Genomic DNA, 26,241 nt, shown 5'->3' with positions numbered 1-26,241 from the left:
GATAAATAATGAAAAACGTAGGAATGAAGCCGGAAAGTTATCGTGTTGCTGAAGCACAAGCAATTTTATATGCACCTCCACATTGTATTGAATTATTAAGACAAGGTAACACTGAAAAGGGTGATGCATTAAAAACTGCACGTGTGGCAGGAATTTTGGCAGCTAAACGTACTGATGAGCTCATTCCTTTATGTCATCCGTTACCGATTTATCGTGCAGATGTCGAATATGAACTAGAACATGATTTTGTAAAGATTATTACCGTGGTCGAAACGATTGGCCCAACTGGCGTAGAGATGGAAGCCTTAACGGCAGCAAGTCTTGCAGGTTTAACCATTTACGACATGTTAAAACCGCATTGTGAACCAGAAGAACTCTGGATGGATCAATGTAAATTGCTTAAGAAAAAAGGTGGCAAATCACACTTTAAGCGTGTGTTGCGTCAACCAGTTTCGGCTGCTGTCATTGTGTTGTCCGATACCGTTGCAGCGGGTAGAAAACCCGATACTGCCGGAAAATCTGTGGTAGAAACCTTAACCGAGGCTGGCTTTGACCCAATTCATTACCAAATTTTGCCAGATGAAGCGGATACTTTAAAAAACTTAGTGCTTGAGCTGAGCAAATCATATGCTTGTATTATGACCGTTGGTGGAACGGGAATTGGTAAGCGTGATATTACGGTAGATACGCTAGAGCCGCTTTTAGAACGTAAGCTAGATGGCTTAATGGAAGCTGCACGATCTTTTGGGCAAAAACGCACGCCATATGCTGCAATGTCGCGTGGAGTAGCCGGTTTTATTGATCGTTCACTGGTGGTGACTTTACCGGGAAGCCGTGGTGGAGCAAGCGAATCAATGGCTGCTATCCTGCCGGCATTAGTTCATATTTTTGATGTTTGCCGTGATTTACCACATCCGGGGGGCTATGAATAATGTCAGGTTGTGGTACAGAGCGTGGATTGATTAGTGTAGATGAAGCAATTGGGCTGATGAGTAGTCGTCCTAAAAAATTAGGCTCAATTCAGCAAGGACTTCAAAATAGCCTAAGTAGGTATCTTGCTAAAGAAATCTACTCAGAAATTAATTTGCCAAGCTTTTCTCAAAGTGCTGTAGATGGTTATGCGCTATGTAGCCATGCAGAAGATTTAAATCATCAAAAGTTTCAGGTTATGGGTGAGATTCGTGCCGGAAGCGAAAGTCATGACATTCTGAGTGAAGGTCAAGCAATTCGTATATTTACAGGTGGCAAAATTCCTGAAGGTACAACACATGTTGCGAGGCAAGAAATAGTAGAAGTCGTATCAGCACAAGAAATTTCGTTAACTGAACATATTCGACCTCAAGCTGACATTCGTTTTACTGGCGAAGAAATCCAGAAGGGACAGTTACTTGCACAAGTTGGACAGTTTCTAAATATTGGAAGCTTAGCTGCCTTAAGTATGGCTGGTGTACAAACGGTTGAGATTTACCGTGCACCGAAAGTTGCTGTTTTAGTCACTGGTGATGAAGTTGCCGAAAAAGCAGAAGATCTTGCCGAAGGCAAAATCTTTGATGCAAATGGTCCATTACTAAAAGCTTGGTTTGAAGATTATGGCTTAGATGTTGAAATTATTCATGTGGCAGATGAGGCAACACAGGTCACACAATATTTCGACCGATTAAAAGATAGTCATAATGTCATCATAACTACAGGTGGAGTGTCAGTAGGTGATTATGATTTTGTTCGGCCATGCGCTTTTGAAGCGGGTTTTGAACAGATCTTTTGGAAAGTAAAACAAAAGCCGGGTAAGCCACTCTTTTTTGCTGAATATTCTCAACCTGAAAAAGATCACTATTGTTATTTGCTGGGATTGCCGGGTAATCCTGCTGCGGTCTATGTCTCTATGCAGGTTTACGGTAAAGTATTGCTTGATACTTTGCAGGGAAATCAAACTGGGCCAGAGTGGTTTAGTGCAATTTTAGATCATGATTTAAAAGAAGATGCGCGTGAACGTTTTCTACGGATGCATGCTTATTTTGACAATGGACAACTTAAAGTTAAAAGTCTGGCAAAACAGCAATCGCACATGCTGAGTAATTTAATGCAGGCCAATTGTTTAGTTCGAATTCCGGCAAATGTAAAGTTGGAAGCGGGTTATATATTGAAAGGCGTATTTATTTCAAACTAAGCATAACTAATGATAAATATAACTCACTATACAATTGTGTGAGTTATATTTGTTAAGTAAATTTATATAATAACTTCCTATTTTTTATAATAAGAATTCTTTTATATAATTGATAAGAATTTATTTTTATAATGAATCTTGCATAAATCGTGGTAAGTGGTTTAGGGTATAAATAATAGGGCCATTAGGCTAGGAAATATCGAGGAACGCATAAAGATGAAATGGGACGACATCGGTGATCAACCTTGTTCGGTTGCTCGTATGCTATCAGTGATTGGCGATCGATGGACGATGCTAATATTACGTAATGCTTTTATGGGAATACGTCGTTTTGACGATTTTCAAAAGTCATTAGGTGTAACTCGTCATGTCCTTTCGGATCGTTTAAAGCGTTTGGTTGAATATGAAATTTTAGTTAAAGCTCCTTATTTTGACCGTCAGGAACGCTTTGAATACAAATTGACTGATAAAGGTTTTGAGCTTTATCCAATTATCTTATCTATGGCAAATTGGGCAGATAAATGGATGGATCAAGGTTTAGGTAAACCTTTAGAATATCGTCATAAAACTTGTGGTCATAAGTTTGAACCAGTCATGGTATGTTCGGTTTGCCGTGAACCTTTACATGCAAAACAAGTTCAGGTTTCAGCTGGGCCGGGTTATTTTGCATATATGCAGCAAAAACAGAAACAAGCTTAATTTTTCTTATTACCCATCATGAAGACTCTTGTTGAATCGCATCAGCCAGAGTCTTATAAATGTGGTCATGATTTGACTGGGTTACATTAAAGCGGATGAATTGACCAGCATTGGGAGCTTGGCTAAACGCGTTTCCTGGTGCAAGAATAACTTGATGGGTAATACAATATTTTGCAATTTCTGAAGCTTCAACTCCCTTTGGCAAATGACACCAAACAAAAATTCCCGCTTGCGGCTTAATCCATGGCTTTATACCCAATGGGTCAAGTTTAGTAATAGTATCGTGCATCGCTTTTGCTAAACGAACTTTTAGTAATTCTATATGCTTACGGTAAGATCCATCTGTTAAAGCACTTAATAAAACTTCAGCAGACACGCCATTGTGAGAAAAGCTTGTGGCAATTTTCAGGTCGGTGAGCTGATCAATCCATTCTGGTTTAGCAATAATATAACCACAGCGAATAGATGCTGATAACGTTTTAGAAAAACTTCCAATAAAAATTACACGTGAAAGATTATCCAAAGCAGCAAGCCGAGGAGCAGAGCTATATTCAAAATCTGAAAAAATATCATCTTCAACAACAATCAAATTTGATTGTTCAATCAACTTTAATAATTGATGCGCCGTAGAAAGAGAAAGTACTGCTCCGGTTGGATTATGAATTCCTGAGTTGGTGATATAAAGACGTGGATTATAAGTTTCAATTGCTGCTTTAAATGCCTCTAAGTCAGGGCCTGTTGGTGTGTAGGGAATACCAATCACCTTGACTTGATGAACTTTAAGTAATGCATGAAAATTGAAATAACAAGGATCATCAATCAAAACCACATCATCAGGCTTTAATAAAAATCGACAAACCAGATCAATCGCTTGAGTCCCTGAGTCTGTTAAAAGTACTTGATTAAGATTTGCGTTTATTCCTTTTGCTTGAGAGCGTCTAGCCAGTAAGTCACGTAGAGCGGGTAATCCTAAGGGTGTTGAATAACTCATCAAGCAATCATCTGGGCTTCTTGCAGCTGACCTTAATGCTTTACGAATACTGTCTAATGGCATCCAGTCATCAGGTAGCCAACCGCAGCCGGGCTTAAAAACATCTGCTTTTGCTTCCAAAGATTGACGTGAAATCCATAATGGATCGACTGAGCGATCTAATTTGGGGCCTAATTCACTTAAAGCTAAAGGTGCGAGCGGACCAACAATATAAAAACCAGATCCAGTTCTTGATTCGATTTTGCCTAAAGCAATTAATCTTTCATACGCTTCTACAACCGTTGATACAGAAAAGCCAAGATCATTCGCTAACTTACGAACAGAAGGCAAACGTGCTCCAGGCATTAAGGACCGATTTTTGATTTGTTGCTCAATCTCTGAAATAACAATTTCAATTTTTGTTTTGTTCTGATTCACTGACTTAAAATCCCAACTGTACTGGTTAGTAGTACATAACAGTTCTTTTAAATTGTACTGCTTTGTATCTGGTTTAATCACCTTAGCACAGCTTAAATTCTTCGTATAGTGACGGAGAAAATTATGAATAGGTTTATGAATGGCTGGGTGAATGGTTTTATTGGCGTAGCTATTTTTGCGGGTTCATTGCCAGCAACACGTGTAGCTGTAATGGGTTTCGATCCTGGTTTTTTAACCGCAGCACGTGCGGCAATCGCCGGGATTTTAGGTCTTATTCTGATATTAGTTTTAAAACAAAAGAAACCCGCCAAGCAGGATTGGTGGCCTCTTACCATCGTTGCTTTAGGTGTGGTGATCGGTTTTCCACTATTTACAGCACTTGCCCTGCAGTACATGAATGCAGCTCATTCAATCGTTTTTGTTAGCCTTTTACCACTTGCTACTGCAATATTTGCTGTGTTGAGAGGTGGCGAAAAACCGAATCAATTTTTCTGGATATTTGCAGTCTTAGGGAGTGTGGTAGTCTTCGCTTATATGTTTTTCATTTCTGGTGATACATCACTTGGAATAGGGGACTTTTATATGTTGATGGCAATTATTTTTTGTGGCTTTGGCTATGCTGAGGGTGGCGTACTTTCGCGCAAAATAGGCGGGTGGCAAGTCATTTGTTGGGCACTTATTTTGTCTTTACCTTTTATGTTGTTGCTTACTATTTTCTATATGCCAGCTTCATTTCAGAGCGTGTCTACGTCAGCTTTAGTTGGGCTTATTTATGTGTCTTTGTTTAGTATGCTCATTGGCTTTTTCTTTTGGTACAAAGGGCTTGCTCAAGGAGGAATTGCTGCGATTAGCCAACTACAACTTTTACAGCCTCTAATGGGACTAGGTATTGCCGCTGTCTTGTTACACGAACAAGTAAGTTGGTCAATGTTAGTGGTTACAGCAGCAACTGTTTTATGTGTGGCTGCTGCTAAAAAATTTACCTAAATTTATAAACAATTTGCTGGTTTAGGGATCCCCGCTAAACGACTTAAATGACGGGCAACTAAACCAGTATTAAATTGTTGCTGTAAAACTGCATTATTAATCTCTGGACTGACCGTTTTCATTAAAAATTTAATCAGTGGGCGAGTTGCTGGAGAATGTCCAAACTGTTGATAAAACTGACGTACAGCTGCTAAAACTTCAAAATGCCAATTGGTGAGTTCAAGATCAAGCGATTTGGCAAGTTCTTGTGCAACTTCGGGATTCCAGATTGTATAATCAACCAAATGACCATCTTGGTCTAATTCTAAATTCATGAAACCAGCCTAAATATATTATTTAAGAGAAATACAGCGATTAAACGTCAAAATCAGATCCGTAAATTGATCATAATCTAATACATTAATCTGAGCTAAAGTATCTGTATCAAGTAAGTCTTTTTCGATGCTTAAACATGAAACAGATTCAAATGATCGAATCATTTCAGCAGAAAGCTGTGCAACAGAATCACCCATAAAAATAATCTGGTCACCTGCCTGAAAAAGATGACTTAACTCATCAATAATCTTAGGCGTAGCGTGGTAAGAAGATTGCACAAGATAAAGAGTTGATGGATTCATTAAACTTACACCTTCATCTACCAATATAGAACATGATCAAAAGATTGAATAAATTCAGCATTCAACTGAACAAATTTAATCTCTTGCTCGGTTTTTTGTACAAGAGGATGTTGCTGATTTCTACTTTCAATCAGAATGGGGCTCAAGTCGTAGAACTCAAAACTTTCGACCATATTTGAAGCCACTTTAAAAGCCTGAGCAAACTGATCAAAGCTCAAATCATTTTGCAAAAGACTAAGAGCCGCATCTTTCAATAATACTTTGACTGGTGAGCCAAAGGTTGCTAAAACCATAGTAGCGGAAAGGCTTTCATTGATTTGAAGACTGGTTAAATTGGCTTGGCTTAAAATGACGAGTACAGATTTCACACAATATACCTTTTAAAAGCAACAATCTAAGCAAACAAAGTAACTTAAAATTGAATAAGACGAGATGCTGACTGTACTGCATCAGCAAGTTCACCTAACCCGACAAGTTCAAAGTCTTTGGCAAGGTTGTGATGAGTAAGGTGATGGCGACTGGCATTTTCTGCATCCGTAATACCACGAGCGAGGGCAGCACTCACACAAACAGGAAGACGAATCGCAAGCTTTTGCCATTCATGCGTTAAATTACGCTGGTCGTCAGGAACCCATTGAAAATCATTAGCAACCTGCACGCCATCTTGGTAAAAGAATACACGGAAGTCTTCATTTTTACTTTTGAGTGCCTGAGCAAGTCCTAACGCATGCCAAGCATGAATGGAAGTAGGAGCAGAGGTAATTAGTAGTAATGTACTCATTGAGAATTCACTATGGTCATACGTCTAAATGGGCGTAGATACATTAAGAGAAAGGTAAGTATACAATGATTTTAGTGACAGGTGGTTTAGGCTTTATCGGTTCACACATTGCATTGAGTCTTATGGCTCAAGGGCAAGAAGTGGTAATCGTCGATAATTTAGCTAATTCGACCTTGCAAACGCTTGAACGGCTAGAGTTTATTTCTGGTATGTACGTTCCATTTGTCAAACTTGATGTACGTAATACACCAGCATTGAATAAGGTTTTCGAGCAATACTCAATTGATGCGGTTATTCATACTGCCGGGTTTAAATCAATTGAAGAATCTAACCTTAAACCTCTTGAATATTATAATGATAATGTCAGTTGCATCATGAGTTTACTACGTGCTATGCAACGTACAGGTGTTCGTCATTTTATTCACCTGTCTAGCCTTGCAGCTTATGGTAAATCTGGATTGCAATTAAGTGAAACAGAAGAATTTAATTACGCTTATCCTAATCCCTACATTAAGTCTCAACAGATGATTGAAGAAATTATCCGTGATACTTATAAAATTGATCATGAGTGGAAAATTGCAATCTTGCGCTTATCTAATATTGTAGGTGCATTTGAACATGGTGTACTCGGAGAGTATGTCGCTCAGCTCCCTAAAAATATCGTACCGCTTGCAATGCAAGTAGCAGCGATGCAGCGTGATTTGATTGAATTACAAGATAAAGCTGAAACATCAGATCATACAACTGAACGCAGTTTTCTACATGTTTTAGATTTGTGTGAGGCGGTGAGTGCGAGTTTACATTGGCTGCGTGATCAAACACATTGTTGTGAAGCATTTAATATTGCCCATGATCAAGTTCATTCAATTCGTCAATTACTCGATGAAATTTCACAAGTCACTCAAGCTGAGATTCCAACACAAACTGCAATTTATAAGCATATTGAGTTGGATCAAGTTGGGGCTAATATTGAAAAAGCCAAAACATTACTGCAATGGGCACCAAAACGTCCGTTAAAACAAATGATTGAAGATGAATGGCGCTTTTATCAAAATACATTAAATGGAAGATAGGATAATGATTCTTATTTACAATAATGGAATGCTTGAGTACGATATTCAAAATTAACTAGCCAGAGCAAACACTTGCTTCAGCCCGTGAGTTCTTTATTGAGATAACCGAGGTTTCTATGCAAACACGAATTGAACATGACACGATGGGTGAGATTGAAGTTCCAAATGAAGCATTGTGGGGAGCACAGACTCAACGCAGCTTACAGAACTTTAAAATTGGGCAAGAACGATTACCTCGTGCCATGATTCGAGCAATGGGTTTGGTTAAAAAGGCTGCTGCAATAACCAATGCTGAACTTGAACAATTACCGCAAGACTTGAGCCAATATATTGTGGGTGCAGCTGAAGAAGTAATTGATGGCAAGTGGGATTCACAGTTTCCTTTAGTTGTCTGGCAAACGGGTTCTGGTACGCAAAGTAACATGAACTGTAATGAAGTGATTGCCAATATTGCGAACCAGAAATTAGGGCAAGCTTTAGGCGCACAAAAACCAGTACATCCAAATGATCATGTCAACCGTGCTCAATCAACAAATGACTCATTTCCAACGGCTATTCATGTAGCAGCAAGTTTGCAAATTAATGAATTACTCATCCCTGCGGTCGAGCAACTTAAAGCGACTTTGCAAAAAAAATCTGATGAGTTCCAAGATATTGTCAAAATTGGCCGTACTCATTTGCAAGATGCCACGCCATTAACTTTAGGCCAAGAGTTTAGTGGCTATGTTTCTCAGCTTGAGCATGGATTGGTTCGATTACAACAGGCTTTAACTGGTTTATATGAATTGCCATTGGGTGGAACTGCTGTAGGGACTGGGTTAAATGCACATCCTGACTATGCAGTAAAAGCAGCAGCACAGCTTGCTCTACTTACAGGTTTGCCATTTGTAACTGCACCTAATAAATTTGAAGCACTAGCAGGGCGTGATGCGGCTGTTTTTGCATCAGGTGCATTAAAAACGTTGGCTGTAAGCTTAAATAAAATTGCGAATGATATTCGATGGTTGGCAAGTGGTCCACGTTGTGGTTTCGGCGAAATCCGTATTCCAGAAAATGAACCTGGTTCAAGCATTATGCCGGGCAAAGTAAATCCGACCCAAAGTGAAGCAATGACCATGGTGGTTGCACAAGTGCTTGGCAATGACACAACCATTAATGTGGCTGGTGCTTCAGGTAACTTTGAGTTAAACGTATTTATGCCTGTGATTGCTTATAACTTATTGCAATCTATTCAATTGCTTGGGGATGCGTGTAATAGCTTTAACGACCATTGTGCAGTAGGAATTGAGCCTAATCGCGATAAGATTGACCACTTCTTACATAACTCTCTCATGTTGGTCACAGCGTTAAATCCGGTAATTGGCTATGAAAATTCTGCAAAAGTTGCAAAGACTGCTTATAAAGAAAATAAAACTTTGAAGCAGGTTGCTGTTGAGCTTGGCTTGGTCACAGCAGAGCAATTTGATGAAGTGGTAAAACCTGAAAAAATGGTTTCGCCAAATAGCAAGTAATCACTAAAAATAATGTAGTGTTAATGTTTATATAAAAGCCCTCATCTGAGGGCTTTTATAGGTAGAGACTAACTTATAGTTCAAGATAGGAAAATATCAAAGTAAGCCTTCTATATATTCCCAACCATGAGATTTCATAGCTTCAAACTTCTTTTTTAGCTCTTCTTTTTCGTAGTTATGAGGATCGCCTGCTAAAAGAACATGATACGAGTTCGTTTCTGGTTCTATAGTCACTTCAATAATTTCTACTGGTTGGATCACTCCACTCTCAGTTAGACCAGAGTCTATAAAACATATTCCTTTTACAGGAATAACAGTGCAATCATATTCTTTGGAAATAAAATAATTATTTGCTGAAGCGGAATACGTACGTGATGCTCTAACTTTCATGTGTACCTCCTTCAAGCGTAGAAAGGGAATGTTTTAGTCTGGCGTGCTTGTAGAGTTAATACTGTTTAATTTATATAGTGATTTTATTTTTTACTTCAATATTCTAATTATAGATTTTTTATTAGCATAAAATGCTGTCAGCTATAATTTACAAGTAAGGTATTAAAAAACTTATGAATCAAAAGCCACTTTCAGTTGTTTTAATTCCTGGTTATATGCTTGACGAATCTCTCTGGAATGAAGTCATAAATGAGATACCTAAAGAGTGGAATATATATCGAGCTACTTTAAAAGAAGGGCAAACAATAAAAGAGATTGCTCAGAATATTGCTAAAAATGCGCCCGAGAGCTTTGTACTAATTGGATTCTCACTTGGAGGATACATTGCGAGATCTATAGTGGAGCAATTTCCTGAAAAAGTTAAGGCGCTTGTTTTAATAACGTCTTCACTACGCTCAGATACAGAAGAGCAGAAAAATCAAAAGTTAACAGCGATTAAGCTTAACTCTGGGAAAACTTTCCATGGGCTAAGTTCAATATCAATTGAAAAAACACTTTATCCATCGAATGTTCAGAATCGCGCTCTTGTAAAAAGAATCCAAGAGATGGGTAGGGCTTTAGGTTATGAAGAGTTCGTTAAACAATCTATGTTAGATAGAAGTTCTTATGATATGAGTAAGATCACTTGCCCAACTTTAATTATTTCTGGTGCAGAGGACCAACTGCGTTCTAAGGAAGAAGCGATAGAATTATTAGATCAATTGCCACATGCAAAGCTTGAAATAATTAAAAATACAGGCCATATGATTCCGATCGAGCAGCCGAAGATATTGGTTTCAGTGATTTCAACTTGGTTAAGTACTTATCTTTTATGAAGGCCTAACTTTTGTTTTCTTCGTTAAGATCTTAATAATTTTGAAAACTTGATTACCGAGTTTAATTTTTTGATGAATGGTTGCATGATCAAGCTGATCCCATAATTCAAATGGGAAAAACTCTGAACTATGGTCAAATATCCATAACCATTGGTAGCTATTATTAAGCGTACTTTTATCGAAACGAACATCTTGTACTTTAACAATCTTAAACTGTTTATGATGTTCGTCTTGAAGAATAATTTCATGGTTCTCCATTAGACATCCATCTATTAAATACAATTTTTAATTTTACTCAAATTAATCCTATTTGATTAACTTGTTAGGTTGGCATTCATTTACAAAAGATTTCGAGTTGTTAAAGTTTGTCATTTTCAAAATGAAAATAATCTTTACTTTTGAAATACAAGGTTTTAAATAGCTTAGATTGTAAGAAGAGTAGGTAGATGTCAGAATGGACATTGAAATTTATCTTCGAGTATCGCTATGAGTTTAATAGGCTTTATGTATGCAAGTAAAACCAATAGTGAACATAGTCAAATAAAACAAGATTTAATTGATATTCTCACAGAAGCAGTCAAATTCAATTCTCATAATGATATTACAGGAGTACTTTACTATGGTAATGGATACTTCTTGCAGTATTTGGAAGGTGAGAAAGAACAGGTCGAATCACTTTTTTATAACTTAATTTTAAAAGATTCGAGACACCAAAACTGCGAAATCATCTTTTCTGAATCATCCGAACAACGTTTATTTAAACATTGGAGCATGAAATTTGCTCCTATTAATACGAAAATAAAAGATTTCTTTCGTCATCATCATGTTGATGAGTTTAATCCATATTTGCTTAACACTATATCCATTCCAACTTTTATTGAATTGCTTGTAGATCAACCCAATCATAAAGTCGATCAATACCAAGTTTAATCAAAACTAAAAATGACATTGAGTTTTAAGTGTTCTATTTAAATTTAAGCTCTCTTCGGAGGGCTTTTTATCACAAAGGTTTAAAGTTTCACTAATTAATGGTGAATTGGCGTTGAATAAGCCGTCATAATTGTTAAAATGCCCACCTTATCCTGTTTTTATATTGTTTTTTGTTTTGCATTTATTTTGCGAAGTTTGAGATAAGATTAATAAAAACAGTTGCTTAGCTAAGGATTTTTTGAATGCTCTCTATTTATTTAACAGATACCCAACAACATGTGCAATTTAATGATTACCCTAGTGATCAGCCAGTTAAGTTTCTGTTAAATCTTAAAAAGATTTTCCCAAGTACAGCGGATTTATTATTGCCAGTTTTACCTGAAGATAATGACCTAGAAAATGTAACTTGGGAATCAACCTCAAAAGATTTTGAAATCTTTAAAAAGCTATTAGCGGGATGGGGTGTTATTGAGCTTCGTTTAAACGCAATTACTGCTTACAAAGATAAAAACTTTGCAAATGAGTTAGTGAAACAAGCACAGGTAAAACGTAAGAAAACAGCCCAAAAGAATCATCAGCTTTCTTTAGTTGCACTTGATTATATTTTTATGCACGAAGTTCACGCATTGATTGATGCTGAACTGGTCACTATTGGTGAAAAATTCTATTTACCTACTTTGCGTGACCAATGGAAGGGTACAGTTTCAGACCAAGTGCTCAACGGAAAACTCTAATTTAAATAAAAAAGGTGAATTTATATTAATTCACCTTTTTTATTTTGTATATAAATCAATTTCTTATAACTAAAAAATTGCTTATACAAAAGTTTACAAGAAAAGAATGCGTTTTTTCCAATGTGGCAGATACATTGCTTATATAAATACAAAATTATTGCGGGAGAGAGGTTCATTAAGAACCCGCCGAAGGAGCAACAAGCCCGGAAACTCTCAGGCAAAAGGACTGTAATAATTAAAAAATCTGGAGAGAAGCTTAGATTTATAAGAATGGAAAATAATAACTTATAAATTATAAACTCACCGAAGGGGAAGATCTAAACGTTAAAAGGTAACGTTGGGGTCAAAACTCTCAGGTACCAATGACAGATGGGCTGTACTGATGAAATGCTTTGCATTTCTGAGGAGTCTGTTATGCCACATGTTATTGTGATAGGTGCGGGAATCACAGGGGTTACCTCTGCTTATGAATTATCGCAACTGGGTTATCAAGTCACAGTGATCGATCGACATTTATATCCTGCAATGGAAACATCATTTGCCAATGGAGGGCAACTATCGGCTTGTAATGCTGAAGTATGGAACCAAAAAGCCACCGTGATTAAAGGCTTTAAATGGATGAGACAAAAAGATGCGCCTCTATTGCTGAATCCTTCATTTAGTTTGCATAAGTATAGTTGGCTAGTTGAGTTTCTATCACATATTAAAAACTATGAAGCGAATACGATTGAAACAGTTCGTTTGGCATTACTTGCTCGTAAGCGTTTATTTGAAGTTGCTGAAAAAGAGCAACTTGAGTTTGATTTGGAGAAACGTGGAATTCTCCATATGTATCATAGTAAGGCTGACTACGAGATTGCTAAACAAGTGAATAATGTATTGAACAAAGGTACATTAGAGCGCTATTCGGTTTCACCTGATGAAATGAAAACAATAGAGCCATCGTTAACGGGAGATTACTTCGGAGGTTATTACACACCAAGTGATGCAACGGGCGATATTCATAAGTATTCGACCTCTTTGGCCGAGAAGACTAAGCAATATGGCGTTCAATATAAGTTCGGCCTAGAAGTTATGGATGTTAAGTGCAGCGCAGACAAAGTAGTCGTTACTTGTCAGCCAAGTGCGGAGCATCCTTATCTGGTTGAATCTGATAACATCCAGCTTGAAGGTGATGTGCTTGTTGTTTGTGGTGGTGTAGGAAGTTATCAACTTGCCGATATGATTGGTGAGCGAGTAAATGTGTACCCAGTAAAAGGTTATTCAATTACTGTGCAATTAAAAGATGAGCACAGTGTAAAGAATGCTCCTTGGGTGAGCTTACTAGATGAAAGTGCAAAAATTGTGACCTCTCGTTTAGGTAAAGATCGATTGCGTGTAGCAGGGACCGCTGAGTTTAATGGCTATAACCGCGACATACGAGCTGATCGTATTCAACCATTAGTCAATTGGGTAAACCGTAACTTTGATATCTCAACTGAGCATGTGGTGCCTTGGGCAGGTTTAAGACCTATGATGCCGAATATGTTGCCAGTGGTGAAACAATCTAAACAACCTCGTGTTTTTTATAATACAGGGCATGGGCATTTAGGTTGGACTTTGTCTGCGGCAACCGCAGTTTTAGTCGGTCAAGATATTGCTCAAAAATATCCAGCGTAGAAGGTAAAAAAGCCAGTGTTCAAACACTGGCTTTTATTTAAAGTGCTAATCATATAGTCGATATATTCCGCTAAAACGCTCACAGCCTTTTTGTTGGGTTTGCACATTCAATAAGGCTTTTTGAAAATTAAACTGATATTTACAGTTGTGCTCATTGTCTAAAATTTCACTTTTCTGTTCAGGTGAGCTATAGGCCATCAATGAAATCGTTTGAGTTTCCTTGCGGTTATTTGGATTGCGGTAGGCTATCCCTTCAATTTTGATTTTATCTTTCGCGAGTTGATGGACTTGAATGTGGACGGGTTGAGCTGCTATATGTCCATTTTCAAACTTAAGATAATGTTGAGTAAGGGTTTGCTTAAGCGACGCATAAAAATTTAGGTCATCAGTACGTAAATCAAACTGTTGTTGAATGCACGTATTACTCTTGCATTGCTGAGTATGCTTAGACCATAACTTTTGTGTATCCTGTAAAAGCTGTAAAGGGGCATCAGTAACTAAATATGCAGAAAGATATTTATTATTGAGTTGTTTTCTCGATTCACTAAATGTTTTTGAACAGATTTTAAGCTCAGCTCCAGTATTGGAACAGTCTATGGATTCTGCAAAGACAAGAGGTGAACATAAACAACTCAGTGTCACGACAAAACTTAATCTTTTCAATTGATTCATATCAGTATTAGACAGCATGATCGCTTATACTTTTAGTCTACTTTGCTAGGTGTACTATAGCGAAACAGAAAGGCTGAATACAAGATTTCTTAAGTTTTTATGGAAGGTAATAATTTATATGGTTGCTCAGATTCGTATTGGACAAGGAATAGACGTACATGCCTTTGAAGCGGGGGACTTTGTTACATTGGCTGGTATTCAAATTCCACACACACATGGTTTGAAAGCACATTCTGATGGTGATGTGGTGCTTCATGCACTATGTGATGCTTTATTAGGTGCTTTAGCGCTTGGAGATATTGGACAACATTTTCCTGATACTGATCCGGAATACAAGGGTGCAGATAGCCGAGTATTGTTAAAGCATGTCTACCAATTAATCTTAGACCGTGGTTATCAGTTAAATAATGCTGATATTACGGTGGCTTGTGAGCGTCCAAAATTAGCTAAGCATAATTTGGAAATGCGTCAAAGCATTGCTGATGTTTTAAATGTCGATATTAATCAAATTAGTATTAAAGCAACGACAACCGAAAAACTAGGGTTTACCGGTCGTCAAGAGGGTATTTTGGCTACGGCGACTGTTTTAGTCTCTCATCACACTAAGTGATCGGCCTGTTGCAAAGACTGTTGAAGTTCGAGAGTTGCCTTACGGCCTTGTAGCTGTAAGGTAATACTATGAATGAGACCAGTCCAAGTCTCATTAGGTTCCCAAATTTCGTGTAGTAAATCTTGTGAAGTCGGCATGTCCATATTCATATAAAACTGTCTATAGACATACATAAGACAACTTGAGCGATCGTTTTTGGAACAATGAACCCAAATGATTTCGTTTTGAACCAAGTGATCAATCAGATCAAGCACGAGCAAACATTGCTCTGCTGATGGGGTTTCCCAATCAATTGGAATATGGATGTAATTTAAACCAAGGTCTAAACAAATACGATCTTCATTCTCGATGTGATTTGGGGCATTAGTTAAAGCAAGATTAATGACTGTGCTACAGCCATACTCTTTAATCAATTTTAGTTGTTCAACGGAAGGCTGTGCCGAACTAAATAAATGTTCATGAATAATCGAAAATGCGGGAATTTGAGATAATGATTGTTCAAGGGTTGTCATGATCGCACTCTACAAGAGTAGGCTTAGCTTATTGTGTAGAATGTTATACACGATTCTAGAGAATAGTTGAAATACGGCCTGCTTATATATTCGACAACGTTATCAAAATTTTAAAAATAATTAACTGGAAAAGTACAAGCCTTATAAAATAAAAAAAACAGCATCATGAAGATGCTGTTTTTTTATTTAAATAGTTAAGCTTTTAAATTTTCATTCAATAAAAATTCAACTAAAGCTTTTTGAGCATGAAGACGATTTTCTGCCTCATCCCATACTACTGCATTTTTATGATCGAGCATGGTTTCAGAAATTTCTTCACCACGATGAGCAGGTAAGCAATGCATGAATAAACAGTCAGGGTGAGCAAGACTCATTAATTTTTCGTTAACCTGAAAATCAGCAAAGGCTTTTTCACGAAGTTTTTGTTCTTCTTCTTGTCCCATGCTTGCCCATACATCTGTCACAATGAGATCAGCATTTACTGCTGCATCTTCTGCATTATCAAAAAGCTCAACACAATGACCAAACTCAGCTAAAAATTCAGGTTTAGGTTCATATCCTTTTGGTGATGCAATCTTAAGCTTGAAACCCATCATATGTGCAGCTTCAATATATGAGTTACACATATTATTGCCGTCACCGATCCACGCAACCGTTTTGCCTTCAATACTACCGCGATGTTCAATATACGTTTGTAAGTCAGCAAGTAACTGGCATGGATGATGGTCATCAGTTAAGCCGTTAATCACAGGAACTTTTGAATAAGATGCAAAACGTTCAACAATGTCATGACCAAAGGTACGAATCATCACAATATCAAGCATGCTTGAAATTACACGTGCTGAGTCCTCGATTGGTTCGCCACGCCCCAACTGTGTGTCACGAGGCGATAAGAAAATCGCGCTGCCGCCAAATTGGTTAATACCTGCTTCAAAAGAGATACGTGTACGCGTACTAGATTTCTCAAAAATCATTCCCAATACTTTACCGACAAAAGGCTGATAGACCTTATTGTCATGTTGCATTTTTTTTAGTTCGCTTGCGCGTTCTAAAATGCGATTAAGTTCTAGAGTGGATAGATCACGTAAAGTCAGGAAATGTCTTAGAGCCATGTAGCTACTCCATAATAATTGTTTTGAAATACAACAATTATCTGTTGTTGGCTGGGTGGATGTGGGAAAAAAGAAGTCTACTATACTATAAGCATTTTAAAATGCAAAAGAATTAGACTTTATGATGGCCCTTTAAGAAAATATCTACACAATAATTAATATAATCAATGACTTCTTTCTCATTGGGAGGGAGTGGCATTCCCATAATCATACGCCATTCAATATCGCGTAAAATTCCAAAATACATTAGTGAAGAATAATCTGGAGATGCGCAAAAAATTTCTTCAGCTTGATGAGAAAGTAGAAGTGCCTGAGCAATTGTGTTTTGTACATCTTGAGCACACTTTTCATATAAGTATTGGCTCAAAGTTGCATTGCATTGGGTTTGCTCAATAACTAGACGCAAAAAAGCGATATGTTCAGGTTGAATAATATGAGTATAAAAACGAATAAGCGTTTGAACTAAATAATCGCGTAGAGAGGTTTGTGAGGGCTGAAAAGGGATGCAAATATCTTTAAAGAACATTTCACGGCGATAGTCGCAAATTGCTGTAAATAAACCATCTTTATTGCCAAAATACTTATATATTGAAGCTTTTGAACCACCCGCATGATTCACAATGTCATCGAGTGAAACAGCATCATATCCTTTATCCAAAAACAGCTCGGTTGCGCTTAACAATAGTGCTAAACGACGTTCAATACCGCGACGTGTTTGTGGTTTATCACATACTGAGTGATGTGACTCAAGGACTGGATCATGCATATAATTTCATAACAACGGTTAACTTTGCCTATCTAGTATAGCAAAACTATCTTTAAGGATGCTTGTTGCTATTTTTTTAGGTTAACTGCTGAACAATACATGGCTAATTCAAGAAATAAACTAATAGAAAATATAAGCTTAGAGTGGGTTGTAGGTGGATAATATGATGTAACCTTATGTTTATTTAGAATTTAATGAAAAATTGCTAATAAAAACAAAGCGGCTAAGAATGACTTAACCGCTTTGAACTTAACTCATAAGCTTTCTAGGCTTCAGTTTGAGTAATTTTATGCTCATCTTCTTCATCATCATCTGCAGAGTCCATTCCAAGTTCTTTTAACTTGCGAGTTAGGGTATTACGACCCCAACCTAATAGTTCTGCTGCGTGACGTTTGCGTCCGCGTGTTTGTTGTAATGCCGCGTTAATCAACGTGCGTTCAAACATTGGCGTAGCAATATCCAAAATTTTCATTTCACCATTCTTAAGCTTTTGAATAGCCCATTGATTGAGTAGTTCATCCCAATGGTGTAGGGAGATACGTTCAAAGGAAGGTGCCGGTTGTCCAGAGTCACTATTCTTTTGTAAGGGAACCTGTTTGAGTTCTGATGGTAAATCTTCTGGATAAACTTCACGACCAGTGATCATTACAGTTAACCAACGGCATGTATTCTCAAGTTGTCGAACGTTGCCGGGCCATGGTAACTGTTGCATATAATCTGTGGTTTCGGTACGTAAGATTTTGGGACTTACGCCAAGTTCTTTACCTGCACGCGCAAGAAAGTGCTGAGCAAGCATTGGAATATCTTCGCTACGGTGAGCAAGTTTAGGAATGTGAATACGGATCACATTTAGGCGATGATATAAGTCTTCACGGAAGCGACCTTCATTTACCAGTTTTTCTAAATCCTGATGTGTTGCCGCTACGATTCGAACATCAACTTTAACTGGAATATGTCCACCTACACGATAAAACTCACCATCAGCGAGTACGCGCAGTAGTCGAGTTTGTGTTTCAAATGGCATGTCACCAATTTCATCAAGGAATAGTGTTCCACCATTTGCTTGTTCAAAGCGACCTTGATGTTGAGTGTTTGCACCTGTGAAAGCACCTTTTTCATGTCCAAATAACTCAGTTTCAATCAAGTCTTTTGGTATTGCTGCCATATTTAAAGCAATAAAAGGTTTGGCGCGGCGTGGGGAGTGTTTGTGTAAAGCGTGAGCAACTAATTCTTTACCTGTACCCGATTCACCATTAATTAAAACGGTAATATGGGATTGAGACAAACGACCGATAGCACGGAAAACTTCCTGCATTGCAGGAGATTCTCCAATAATTTCTGTTGATTGAAGAGGTGAAGCTGTTTTTGTAGCTTCTTGTTGTTGTAGTTTGTTGATATGCAGAATTGCACGATTGACTAAAGCTAAAGCCTCATCAATATCAAAAGGTTTTGGTAAATACTCAAATGCACCTGTTTGATAGCTTGATACAGCTGATTCTAAGTCAGAATGTGCTGTCATAATAATGACAGGTAAATCTGGATGAGAATTTTTGACTTTAGATAAAAAAGTTAACCCATCAATTCCAGGCATTCGGATGTCAGTTAAAATGACATCGGGAGCATCATGATGCAAACGTTCCAGCGCAGTTTGAGCTTCTTCAAAATTGGTAACGTCAAATCCTTCTTCTTTAAAGGTCTTTTCCAATACCCATCGCATGGCGCGATCATCATCAATAACCCATATTTTATTTCGCGACACGGTCTGACTCCCAAGGTAAATATAAGCTAAAAATTGTTTTTCCAGGAACAGATTGGCATTCAATCATTCCGTTATGTTGATGCATAATATTCTGTGCAATACTCAGGCCAAGCCCAGTACCTTTTGCTCGTCCAGTAACCAAAGGATAAAACACAGACTCCAAAATGCTTTCTGGGATGCCTGGTCCATTGTCCTCTATATCGACTCGTACAGTAGAGCGATTGAGTACACCATTAATTGTGACAAGACGTTGTATGCGTGTGCGTAGAATTAGCTCCGGTTCATGATCTATAAAGAATGCTTTGTTTTCTGTTATAGCTTGAATTGCATTTACACTAATGTTGAGCATAACTTGAATTAATTGATCACGATCAGCATTAACATCGGGTAAAGACAAATCATAATCCCGTATGATTTTAATTTTCTTCTTTGTCTGATTAGCAATCAGTGAACGTACTCGCTCTAAAGGTTCATGTACATTAACATTTTCATAACTTGGAAGTTGTCTAGAACCCAACATGGTATCTGCCAAGTTTGTTAAGCGATCTACTTCATTGATAATGACATCTGTAAATTCCGAATAACTCTTATCGTTTAAACTTCGAGCCAGTAATTGAGTGGCACCACGAATACCTGCAAGTGGGTTTTTAATTTCATGGGCAACGCCACGTACAAGCTGCCTAGCCACTTGATGCTGTTGTACCAGATTTTCTTCTTTAGAAATCTTTAACATGCGATCAATCGGGTTGAGCTCAATCAAAAGTAATGGATGATAACTTTTACCGGTATTTAATTGAGATACTGTGTAATCAACATGAAGATCTTTAAAGTTGACATTAATAACAGCTTCTCGACGAGTATAGGGTTGACCGGTTTTTATGGTGTTTAATAACGCTTCATGTGTATTAAAAGTATCATCAGGTGCATGAAGTAGGTTTAGAACGGGCTGTCCTGAAGCTCGAAGCAAACTAATATCAAATAGTGCTTCGCAGGCAGAATTTAAATAAAAAATATTTAAGTTACTATCGATCAATAAAATCGCAGTAGTTAGGTTGTCTACCAATAGGCGATAGTCGATAGGGTTGTGTTGATCCATTAGCGAATCGTTCCTGTCTTAAAATAGCGCAATGGCATCTTCTTGGTTATCGGATTTTCACCGTTATAGAACATGAACGATGCAAAATATACGCCAACTTTGTTTATGGGTTATTTTAAAGTTTTAAGGTATTTAAAAACGCGCTGAAATCGGTCTTTATATCTATTGATCAAAACTGATGGCTTAAAAATAGATAATAACATGAACCAACTTGGTGCAAAGGTGAGTTTTGGTGCAAATGTTGGTCGTATTTTGGTGCATTACACAAAGAGTAGGCTTTCCACCTATGCTTGAGGCAAGAAAAGACATACAATACGCGCATTCAAGTGGAGCGCAGATTCATGAAGACCCCCAAAGTCGGTTTTGTTTCTTTAGGTTGTCCTAAGGCATTGGTAGATTCTGAACGAATTTTAACTCAGTTAAAGACTGAAGGTTATCAAGTTGCATCAGATTATGATGGTGCTGATTTAGTAGTTGTTAATACCTGTGGTTTTATTGAATCTGCGGTACAAGAGTCGCTAGATGCAATTGGCGAGGCCATGAGTGAAAATGGTCGAGTAATCGTTACTGGATGCTTAGGTAAAGACGAAGATAAAATTCGTCAAATGCATCCAAACGTTTTAAAGGTTACTGGTGCAGCAGCTTATCAAGATGTGATGGAAGCTGTGCATGAATATGTGCCAGCACCGCCTAAACATAACCCGTTTGTTGATTTGGTTCCTGAACAGGGAATTCGTTTAACACCTAAACATTATGCTTACTTAAAAATATCTGAAGGCTGTAACCATCGTTGTACCTTCTGTATTATTCCAAGTATGCGTGGCGATCTTGTTTCTCGTCCAGTCGGAAGTGTACTGGAGGAAGCTGCTGCGCTTAAAAGAGCAGGTGTTAAAGAAATTTTGGTTATTTCTCAAGACACATCAGCTTATGGTGTAGATACCAAATATAAGCTTGATTTCTGGAATGGCCAACCTGTTAAAACAAAATTCTTTGATATGTGTGAAGCACTAGGCCAACTTGGCATCTGGGTGCGCTTACATTATGTTTATCCATATCCACATGTCGATGCAGTTATTGACTTAATGGCACAAGGTAAAATCCTGCCTTATCTTGATATTCCATTCCAACACGCAAGCCCGCGCATTCTTAAGTTAATGAAGCGTCCAGCTCACAGTGAAAATACACTAGAAAAAATTAAATTGTGGCGTGAAAAATGCCCTGAACTTGTGATTCGCTCTACATTTGTGGTGGGTTTCCCTGGCGAAACTGAAGAAGATTTTCAAATATTACTCGATTGGTTAGTTGAAGCTGAACTTGATCGTGTAGGCTGCTTTACCTACTCACCAGTAGAAGGCGCTACGGCAAATGATTTACCCGATCATGTGCCTGAAGAAGTTAAGCAAGAGCGTTACGAGCGCTTTATGCAAGTGCAGCAACAAATTTCTGCTGCCAAGTTGCAAAAACGTATTGGTCAAACGATGACTGTATTAGTCGATAGTTTGGAAGATGAATATCCTGTTGCTGTTGCACGTTCTTATGCGGATGCTCCGGAAATTGACGGTAATGTCTTTGTAGAAGATATCGATAAGAGCACTATTCAACCAGGCGATATGTTGGAAGTCGAAATCACCGATGCGGATGAATACGATTTATTTGCAAAGTTAATTAAAATTAAGTCGGTCTAATCGATAACGATTCAAAAAGCATTCAGTTTAAGAGGTTTTGGAGCAAACTCATGGCGGAAACAATTAGCCCCCGTTATTCACGCATTTTATTAAAACTATCTGGTGAGGCATTGTCAGGTAATAAAGATATGGGTATTGATGCCCAAGTTCTTGATCAAATGTCCCTTTCAATTGCTCACTTAGTTGGTTTGGGCGTGCAAGTGGGTATCGTTGTTGGTGGCGGTAACTTGTACCGTGGCAGTCAGTTGCAAAAAGATGGCTTAGTTGGTCGTGTTACTGGCGATCAAATGGGGATGCTTGCAACGGTAATGAACGGTTTGGCTATGCGTGATGCATTGGTTCGCCGTAATATCAGAACTCGTCTTATGTCTGCATTACCAATTGGTACGGTTGTAGAATCTTATTCAAGTCGTGATGCGATTCGTCATTTGAGTCAGGGTGAAGTTTGTGTTTTTGTTGCTGGTACAGGAAATCCATTCTTTACAACTGATACAGCAGCATGCTTGCGCGGAATTGAAATTGAAGCGAATTTAATTCTAAAAGCAACCAAAGTAGATGGCGTATATAATAAAGATCCAAGTAAATACGAAGACGCAGTTAAATACGATCATTTAACTTTTGATCAGGTATTAGATGAAAAGCTTGGTGTTATGGATTTGACAGCTATTTGTTTATGTCGTGACCATAATGTGCCGCTACAAGTTTTTGATATGAATAAATCAGGTGCGCTATTGTCAGTAGTAATGGGCGAAAAAGAGGGTACACGCGTTACTAAATAATGTACGTGTTGTTGAAAGCTCTTTATACTAGCGCTAAATTAAATTTGTTAAATACATTCTTGAATAAATAAGTAAGGTAGATCATATGATTAACGATCTGAAAAAAGACAGCGAACAGCGTATGTTAAAAACTCTTGATTCTTTGGAACAAGGGTTTGCTAAAGTTCGTACCGGCCGTGCACACCCATCAATTTTAAATGGTGTGATGGTTCCTTACTACGGTTCTGATGTGCCTTTAAATCAAGTAGCAAACGTAGGTATTGAAGATTCTCGTACGCTTGTTGTTCAACCATTTGAACGTACTATGGTATCTGCTATTGATAAGGCAATCCGTGAAAGCGATCTTGGTTTAAACCCGATTACGGCAGATTCAATTCGTGTCCCTTTACCTGCATTAACTGAAGAAACACGTCGTGACATGCAAAAAGTTGCACGTAGTGAAGCTGAAAATGCAAAAGTTGCTATTCGTAATATTCGCCGTGATGTGTTAGGTGATATTAAAGCGCTATTGAAAGAAAAAGAAATTTCTGAAGATGATGAGCGCCGTGCAGGTGAGGATATTCAGAAAATTACAGATAAATATGTTGCAGAAGTAGACAAACGTCTTGCAGCGAAAGAAGCAGAATTGATGAAGGTCTAAATTTTATGACCGATTCAGAAGAGTATCATCTTCCTAAGCATGTTGCCATCATCATGGATGGCAACAACCGCTTTGCAAAAAAAAATCAAATGCAAAAAGGCGATGGACATCGAGAGGGTAAAAATGTTCTTGATCCTATCGTTGAACATTGTAAAAAAACGGGTATTCGTGCTTTAACGGTTTTTGCATTTTCAAGCGAAAATTGGAATCGACCACAATTTGAAGTCGATCTGCTTATGAAGCTTCTTGAAGAAACTATTCATGAGCAAATACCTCGCATGAAGAAATTCAATATTGCTTTGCGTTTTATCGGTGATCGTTCTCGATTACCTTCACACTTAGTTGCCTTAATGGAAGATGCAGAGCAACAAACAGCACATCATGACACTATGACCTTAACTATTGCCGTGAGCTATGGTGGGATGTGGGATATTGCAAATGCAGCAAAACAAGTTGCTGAAGCAGTTTCTCGTGGTGAATTTGGTGCTGATCAAATAAATGTTGATTTGTTCGAAAAATATGTCAGTCTAAACGATCTGCCAGCTGTGGACTTATTGATCCGTACAGGTGGAGATTATCGCATATCTAACTTTTTGTTATGGCAAGCAGCGTATGCGGAGCTGTATTTTACTGATACTTTATGGCCAGAATTTACAGTACAAGAATTCGATCATGCATTGAATGTTTTTTCAGGGCGTGAGCGTCGTTTTGGCAAAACATCTGAACAAATTCAGCAAGAGAAAATAGAGAACTTATAATGTTAGAGCGGATTGTTACCGCATTGGTACTTGTCGCAGTTGTTTTAGGCTGTATGTTTGCTACGCAATCACATTATCCAATGTTGGTTCTTATGATTGTAGCAGCAGGGGTTGCGGGGTATGAATGGTATAAATTAATGCCTCGTGAAACTGTAAATGCTGTAAAGCCTAAAGCTTGGTGCTACGGTCTGCTTGTTGCATTCGTTTCAGGTGTTGCCTTATTTTTCCATGATATTGCCTTATTGTTGTGGTCTGCCTCAATTTTGACTTGGCTTGTAAGCGTTTATTGGGTCAAGTCTTTTCCTGAATTTGATGGTTGGTATAACGCGACTTTGTATGTAATTGGCATAATTTTAGTCTGTGCTGCAGTAACTTCAATTTTTGTCGTGTGGCAAAGTTCACCATGGTGGTTAATGTATCTGTTCTTGCTTGTGTGGGGCGCAGATAGTGGTGCTTATTTTGTTGGTCGTAAATTTGGTAAAAGAAAGTTAGCTCCAACCGTAAGTCCGAACAAATCAGTAGAAGGGTTATATGGTGGTATTATCACCACTATATTGGTTATGTTAGTTGTGCAATATAATTATTTAAATTTAACTTTAATCCAGCAAATTCTATTTCTTGTATTGTCACTGATTACAGTATTTGGTTCAGTTTTGGGTGATTTATTTGAGTCAATGATTAAACGACGTGCTGGTATTAAAGATTCTGGACGTGTGCTACCTGGTCATGGTGGTGTCTTAGATCGTATTGATTCTTTACTTGCTGCAGCCCCGATTTTTGCAACGGGAATGTATATATTAAAACTTATTGGTGTAGATTTATAAATGACACAATCTGTTTGCATATTGGGTGTAACCGGTTCCATTGGGCAAAGTACCTTAAAAATTTTAAATCAACATCCTGATAAGTATTCAGTATTTGCAGTTTCGGCTCATAGTCGAATTTCTGAATTGGTTGATATATGTAAACAATTCCAACCAAAAGTTGTAGTTGTTCCAAAACAAAAAGTCGATGAATTAGCAGCTTTATTTGTAGAAAATGAATTACGAAATATTGAGATTTTGACTGATCAGGAAGGGTTGGTAAGTATCGCATCTCACCCTGATGTTGATGTGGTTATGGCTGCGATTGTTGGTGCAGCGGGTTTATTGCCAACATTAGCGGCTGTAAAAGCTGGTAAACGCGTTTTGCTAGCTAACAAAGAAGCTTTGGTAATGTCTGGTGAAATCATGATGCAAGCAGCACGTGATCATCAGGCATTATTATTACCTGTAGATTCAGAACATAACGCTATTTTCCAATCATTACCTCATAATTATTTAGAGGCTGAAAGAAATGGACAGCCGCAACAGGGCGTATCAAGAATCTTATTGACCGCTTCAGGTGGCCCATTTCTAAATCATTCGTTAGAACAACTAGAAAAAGTTACCCCACAGCAAGCCTGTAAGCATCCGAACTGGTCTATGGGGCGGAAAATCTCAGTTGACTCAGCTACTCTTATGAATAAAGGGTTGGAGTTAATTGAGGCATGTCATTTGTTTTCAATATCTGAACATTTTGTTACAGTTGTTGTTCATCCACAAAGTATTATTCATTCTATGGTGCAATATGTTGATGGTTCAACATTAGCGCAAATGGGTAATCCAGATATGTGTACTCCGATTGCTCATGCATTAGCATGGCCAGAGCGTTTACAGACTAACGTTCCTGCTTTAGATTTATTTGAGTATTCTCAACTTAATTTTCAGGCACCGGATATTCAGAAATTTCCTGCACTTGACTTGGCACGACAGGCAATGCGTGCAGGAGGGTTGGCACCCACTATTTTAAATGCTGCAAATGAGATTGCTGTCGCTGCATTTTTAAAGGAACAGATTGGATTTACAAATATCCCACAAGTGGTAGAGCATACTTTGCAAAAATTGGAAAACTCAGTTGCTGATAATATCGAGTCTATTTTAAATAAAGATGAAGTAGCGCGACATGTAGCACAGCAGTATATATCAAGTATAGGAGGCTGA

At 37.9% G+C, this 26,241-nt stretch carries 30 protein-coding genes and 1 riboswitch; of the genes, 17 read left to right on the top strand and 13 right to left on the bottom strand.

Annotation, left to right across the window (positions count from 1 at the left end):
• Window positions 1–8: 8 nt before the first annotated feature.
• The 3 genes from moaCB (at window position 9) to KTI78_RS04355 (ending at window position 2,866) form a co-directional block, all read left to right on the top strand.
• Window positions 9–932: a bifunctional molybdenum cofactor biosynthesis protein MoaC/MoaB gene (moaCB, locus tag KTI78_RS04365; protein ID WP_000799986.1), complete on the top strand. Its 924-nt coding sequence runs from the start codon at window positions 9–11 to the stop codon at window positions 930–932.
• Entirely contained in the window at window positions 932–2,167 is a 1,236-nt protein-coding gene (locus tag KTI78_RS04360; protein ID WP_262445315.1) for a molybdopterin molybdotransferase MoeA, read from the top strand. The genes moaCB and KTI78_RS04360 overlap by 1 nt, the downstream gene beginning before the upstream one ends.
• Before the next feature lie 216 nt (window positions 2,168–2,383).
• Complete coding sequence (locus KTI78_RS04355; protein WP_005068860.1) at window positions 2,384–2,866, top strand: winged helix-turn-helix transcriptional regulator; 483 nt, start codon at window positions 2,384–2,386, stop codon at window positions 2,864–2,866.
• Between the two features lie 16 nt (window positions 2,867–2,882).
• Here KTI78_RS04355 and KTI78_RS04350 read toward each other — a convergent pair whose 3' ends face one another.
• Window positions 2,883–4,274 (bottom strand): PLP-dependent aminotransferase family protein, encoded by a 1,392-nt coding sequence (locus tag KTI78_RS04350; protein WP_262445314.1) that lies wholly within the window; start codon window positions 4,272–4,274, stop codon window positions 2,883–2,885.
• Between the two features lie 123 nt (window positions 4,275–4,397).
• Here KTI78_RS04350 and KTI78_RS04345 point away from each other — a divergent pair, with 123 nt between their 5' ends.
• Window positions 4,398–5,261: a DMT family transporter gene (locus KTI78_RS04345; RefSeq protein WP_262445313.1), complete on the top strand. Its 864-nt coding sequence runs from the start codon at window positions 4,398–4,400 to the stop codon at window positions 5,259–5,261.
• A gap of 2 nt (window positions 5,262–5,263) precedes the next feature.
• Here KTI78_RS04345 and KTI78_RS04340 read toward each other — a convergent pair whose 3' ends face one another.
• From KTI78_RS04340 to tusD, 4 genes are read right to left on the bottom strand one after another with little or no spacing between them, the layout of a single operon-like run.
• Window positions 5,264–5,575, bottom strand: coding sequence for a TusE/DsrC/DsvC family sulfur relay protein (locus KTI78_RS04340; protein ID WP_239967875.1), 312 nt, complete (start codon window positions 5,573–5,575; stop codon window positions 5,264–5,266).
• 18 nt (window positions 5,576–5,593) lie between these two features.
• Window positions 5,594–5,878, bottom strand: coding sequence for a DsrH/TusB family sulfur relay protein (locus tag KTI78_RS04335; protein ID WP_262445312.1), 285 nt, complete (start codon window positions 5,876–5,878; stop codon window positions 5,594–5,596).
• A 17-nt stretch (window positions 5,879–5,895) separates the two neighbouring features.
• Window positions 5,896–6,246, bottom strand: a complete 351-nt coding sequence (locus KTI78_RS04330; protein WP_262445311.1) for a hypothetical protein — start codon at window positions 6,244–6,246, stop codon at window positions 5,896–5,898.
• Between the two features lie 44 nt (window positions 6,247–6,290).
• Window positions 6,291–6,659 (bottom strand): sulfurtransferase complex subunit TusD, encoded by a 369-nt coding sequence (tusD, locus tag KTI78_RS04325; RefSeq protein ID WP_002115623.1) that lies wholly within the window; start codon window positions 6,657–6,659, stop codon window positions 6,291–6,293.
• Between the two features lie 65 nt (window positions 6,660–6,724).
• Here tusD and KTI78_RS04320 point away from each other — a divergent pair, with 65 nt between their 5' ends.
• Together KTI78_RS04320 and fumC are read left to right on the top strand one after the other, a co-directional pair.
• Complete coding sequence (locus KTI78_RS04320) at window positions 6,725–7,732, top strand: NAD-dependent epimerase/dehydratase family protein (RefSeq protein WP_262445310.1); 1,008 nt, start codon at window positions 6,725–6,727, stop codon at window positions 7,730–7,732.
• A 116-nt stretch (window positions 7,733–7,848) separates the two neighbouring features.
• The gene (fumC, locus tag KTI78_RS04315; protein WP_016140715.1) at window positions 7,849–9,243 is read left to right on the top strand and encodes a class II fumarate hydratase; all 1,395 of its coding nucleotides are present in this window, start codon (window positions 7,849–7,851) and stop codon (window positions 9,241–9,243) included.
• Window positions 9,244–9,339: 96 nt separating this feature from the next.
• On the opposite strand, the gene KTI78_RS04310 is transcribed toward fumC, so the two are convergent.
• Window positions 9,340–9,633, bottom strand: coding sequence for a hypothetical protein (locus KTI78_RS04310; RefSeq protein WP_016140716.1), 294 nt, complete (start codon window positions 9,631–9,633; stop codon window positions 9,340–9,342).
• 173 nt (window positions 9,634–9,806) lie between these two features.
• Here KTI78_RS04310 and KTI78_RS04305 point away from each other — a divergent pair, with 173 nt between their 5' ends.
• The gene (locus KTI78_RS04305; protein WP_262445309.1) at window positions 9,807–10,508 is read left to right on the top strand and encodes an alpha/beta fold hydrolase; all 702 of its coding nucleotides are present in this window, start codon (window positions 9,807–9,809) and stop codon (window positions 10,506–10,508) included.
• On the opposite strand, the gene KTI78_RS04300 is transcribed toward KTI78_RS04305, so the two are convergent.
• Window positions 10,503–10,766, bottom strand: coding sequence for a hypothetical protein (locus KTI78_RS04300; protein WP_016140718.1), 264 nt, complete (start codon window positions 10,764–10,766; stop codon window positions 10,503–10,505). The two genes, KTI78_RS04305 and KTI78_RS04300, sit on opposite strands and share 6 nt — an antisense overlap.
• Window positions 10,767–10,994: 228 nt before the next feature.
• On the opposite strand from KTI78_RS04300, the gene KTI78_RS04295 reads away from it, so the two are divergent.
• The 3 genes from KTI78_RS04295 to KTI78_RS04285 all read left to right on the top strand — a co-directional run bounded on the left by KTI78_RS04295 (window position 10,995) and on the right by KTI78_RS04285 (window position 13,831).
• Window positions 10,995–11,438, top strand: a complete 444-nt coding sequence (locus KTI78_RS04295; RefSeq protein ID WP_262445308.1) for a BLUF domain-containing protein — start codon at window positions 10,995–10,997, stop codon at window positions 11,436–11,438.
• Between the two features lie 242 nt (window positions 11,439–11,680).
• Window positions 11,681–12,172 carry a hypothetical protein gene (locus tag KTI78_RS04290; RefSeq protein ID WP_224991232.1) on the top strand — a complete coding sequence of 164 codons (492 nt, stop codon included), beginning with the start codon at window positions 11,681–11,683 and terminating at the stop codon, window positions 12,170–12,172.
• 150 nt (window positions 12,173–12,322) lie between these two features.
• Window positions 12,323–12,411: riboswitch (glycine riboswitch) on the top strand.
• 175 nt (window positions 12,412–12,586) lie between these two features.
• Window positions 12,587–13,831, top strand: a complete 1,245-nt coding sequence (locus tag KTI78_RS04285) for a D-amino acid dehydrogenase (protein WP_262445307.1) — start codon at window positions 12,587–12,589, stop codon at window positions 13,829–13,831.
• Window positions 13,832–13,876: 45 nt separating this feature from the next.
• Here the strand turns inward: KTI78_RS04285 and KTI78_RS04280 are convergent, their stop codons facing one another.
• Entirely contained in the window at window positions 13,877–14,521 is a 645-nt protein-coding gene (locus tag KTI78_RS04280) for a hypothetical protein (protein WP_262445306.1), read from the bottom strand.
• 100 nt (window positions 14,522–14,621) lie between these two features.
• On the opposite strand from KTI78_RS04280, the gene ispF reads away from it, so the two are divergent.
• Window positions 14,622–15,113 (top strand): 2-C-methyl-D-erythritol 2,4-cyclodiphosphate synthase, encoded by a 492-nt coding sequence (gene ispF, locus KTI78_RS04275; RefSeq protein WP_016140722.1) that lies wholly within the window; start codon window positions 14,622–14,624, stop codon window positions 15,111–15,113.
• Here ispF and KTI78_RS04270 read toward each other — a convergent pair.
• The 5 genes from KTI78_RS04270 to glnL all read right to left on the bottom strand — a co-directional run bounded on the left by KTI78_RS04270 (window position 15,101) and on the right by glnL (window position 20,358).
• Complete coding sequence (locus KTI78_RS04270; protein ID WP_087088130.1) at window positions 15,101–15,625, bottom strand: protein tyrosine phosphatase family protein; 525 nt, start codon at window positions 15,623–15,625, stop codon at window positions 15,101–15,103. The genes ispF and KTI78_RS04270 overlap by 13 nt on opposite strands.
• Before the next feature lie 194 nt (window positions 15,626–15,819).
• On the bottom strand, window positions 15,820–16,737 hold the full coding sequence (gene argF / locus KTI78_RS04265) for an ornithine carbamoyltransferase (protein ID WP_016140724.1): 918 nt from the start codon (window positions 16,735–16,737) through the stop codon (window positions 15,820–15,822).
• A 112-nt stretch (window positions 16,738–16,849) separates the two neighbouring features.
• Window positions 16,850–17,503, bottom strand: coding sequence for a multidrug efflux transcriptional repressor AdeN (gene adeN / locus KTI78_RS04260; RefSeq protein ID WP_016140725.1), 654 nt, complete (start codon window positions 17,501–17,503; stop codon window positions 16,850–16,852).
• A gap of 265 nt (window positions 17,504–17,768) precedes the next feature.
• Window positions 17,769–19,262 carry a nitrogen regulation protein NR(I) gene (glnG, locus tag KTI78_RS04255; RefSeq protein WP_016140726.1) on the bottom strand — a complete coding sequence of 498 codons (1,494 nt, stop codon included), beginning with the start codon at window positions 19,260–19,262 and terminating at the stop codon, window positions 17,769–17,771.
• A complete protein-coding gene (gene glnL, locus KTI78_RS04250) occupies window positions 19,249–20,358 on the bottom strand; it encodes a nitrogen regulation protein NR(II) (protein WP_016140727.1) in 1,110 nt (369 codons plus the stop codon). Before glnL ends, glnG begins: the two co-directional genes overlap by 14 nt.
• 341 nt (window positions 20,359–20,699) lie before the next feature.
• Here glnL and rimO point away from each other — a divergent pair, with 341 nt between their 5' ends.
• The 6 genes from rimO (at window position 20,700) to ispC (ending at window position 26,241) form a co-directional block, all read left to right on the top strand.
• Window positions 20,700–22,043, top strand: coding sequence for a 30S ribosomal protein S12 methylthiotransferase RimO (gene rimO, locus KTI78_RS04240; RefSeq protein WP_262445305.1), 1,344 nt, complete (start codon window positions 20,700–20,702; stop codon window positions 22,041–22,043).
• 50 nt (window positions 22,044–22,093) lie between these two features.
• Entirely contained in the window at window positions 22,094–22,822 is a 729-nt protein-coding gene (gene pyrH / locus KTI78_RS04235) for a UMP kinase (protein ID WP_000852257.1), read from the top strand.
• Window positions 22,823–22,907: 85 nt separating this feature from the next.
• Window positions 22,908–23,462, top strand: a complete 555-nt coding sequence (gene frr / locus KTI78_RS04230) for a ribosome recycling factor (RefSeq protein WP_016140729.1) — start codon at window positions 22,908–22,910, stop codon at window positions 23,460–23,462.
• A gap of 5 nt (window positions 23,463–23,467) precedes the next feature.
• Window positions 23,468–24,220 (top strand): polyprenyl diphosphate synthase, encoded by a 753-nt coding sequence (uppS, locus tag KTI78_RS04225; protein WP_016140730.1) that lies wholly within the window; start codon window positions 23,468–23,470, stop codon window positions 24,218–24,220.
• Window positions 24,220–25,044 (top strand): phosphatidate cytidylyltransferase, encoded by an 825-nt coding sequence (locus KTI78_RS04220; protein WP_262445304.1) that lies wholly within the window; start codon window positions 24,220–24,222, stop codon window positions 25,042–25,044. The genes uppS and KTI78_RS04220 overlap by 1 nt, the downstream gene beginning before the upstream one ends.
• On the top strand, window positions 25,045–26,241 hold the full coding sequence (gene ispC, locus KTI78_RS04215; RefSeq protein ID WP_262445303.1) for a 1-deoxy-D-xylulose-5-phosphate reductoisomerase: 1,197 nt from the start codon (window positions 25,045–25,047) through the stop codon (window positions 26,239–26,241).

Source organism: Acinetobacter sp. WU_MDCI_Abxe161 (genome assembly GCF_025514355.1).
Taxonomy (GTDB): domain Bacteria; phylum Pseudomonadota; class Gammaproteobacteria; order Pseudomonadales; family Moraxellaceae; genus Acinetobacter; species Acinetobacter pittii_E.
Note: the sequence above shows the minus strand (reverse complement) of the source record. Positions and strands in the feature narration are given on the sequence as shown.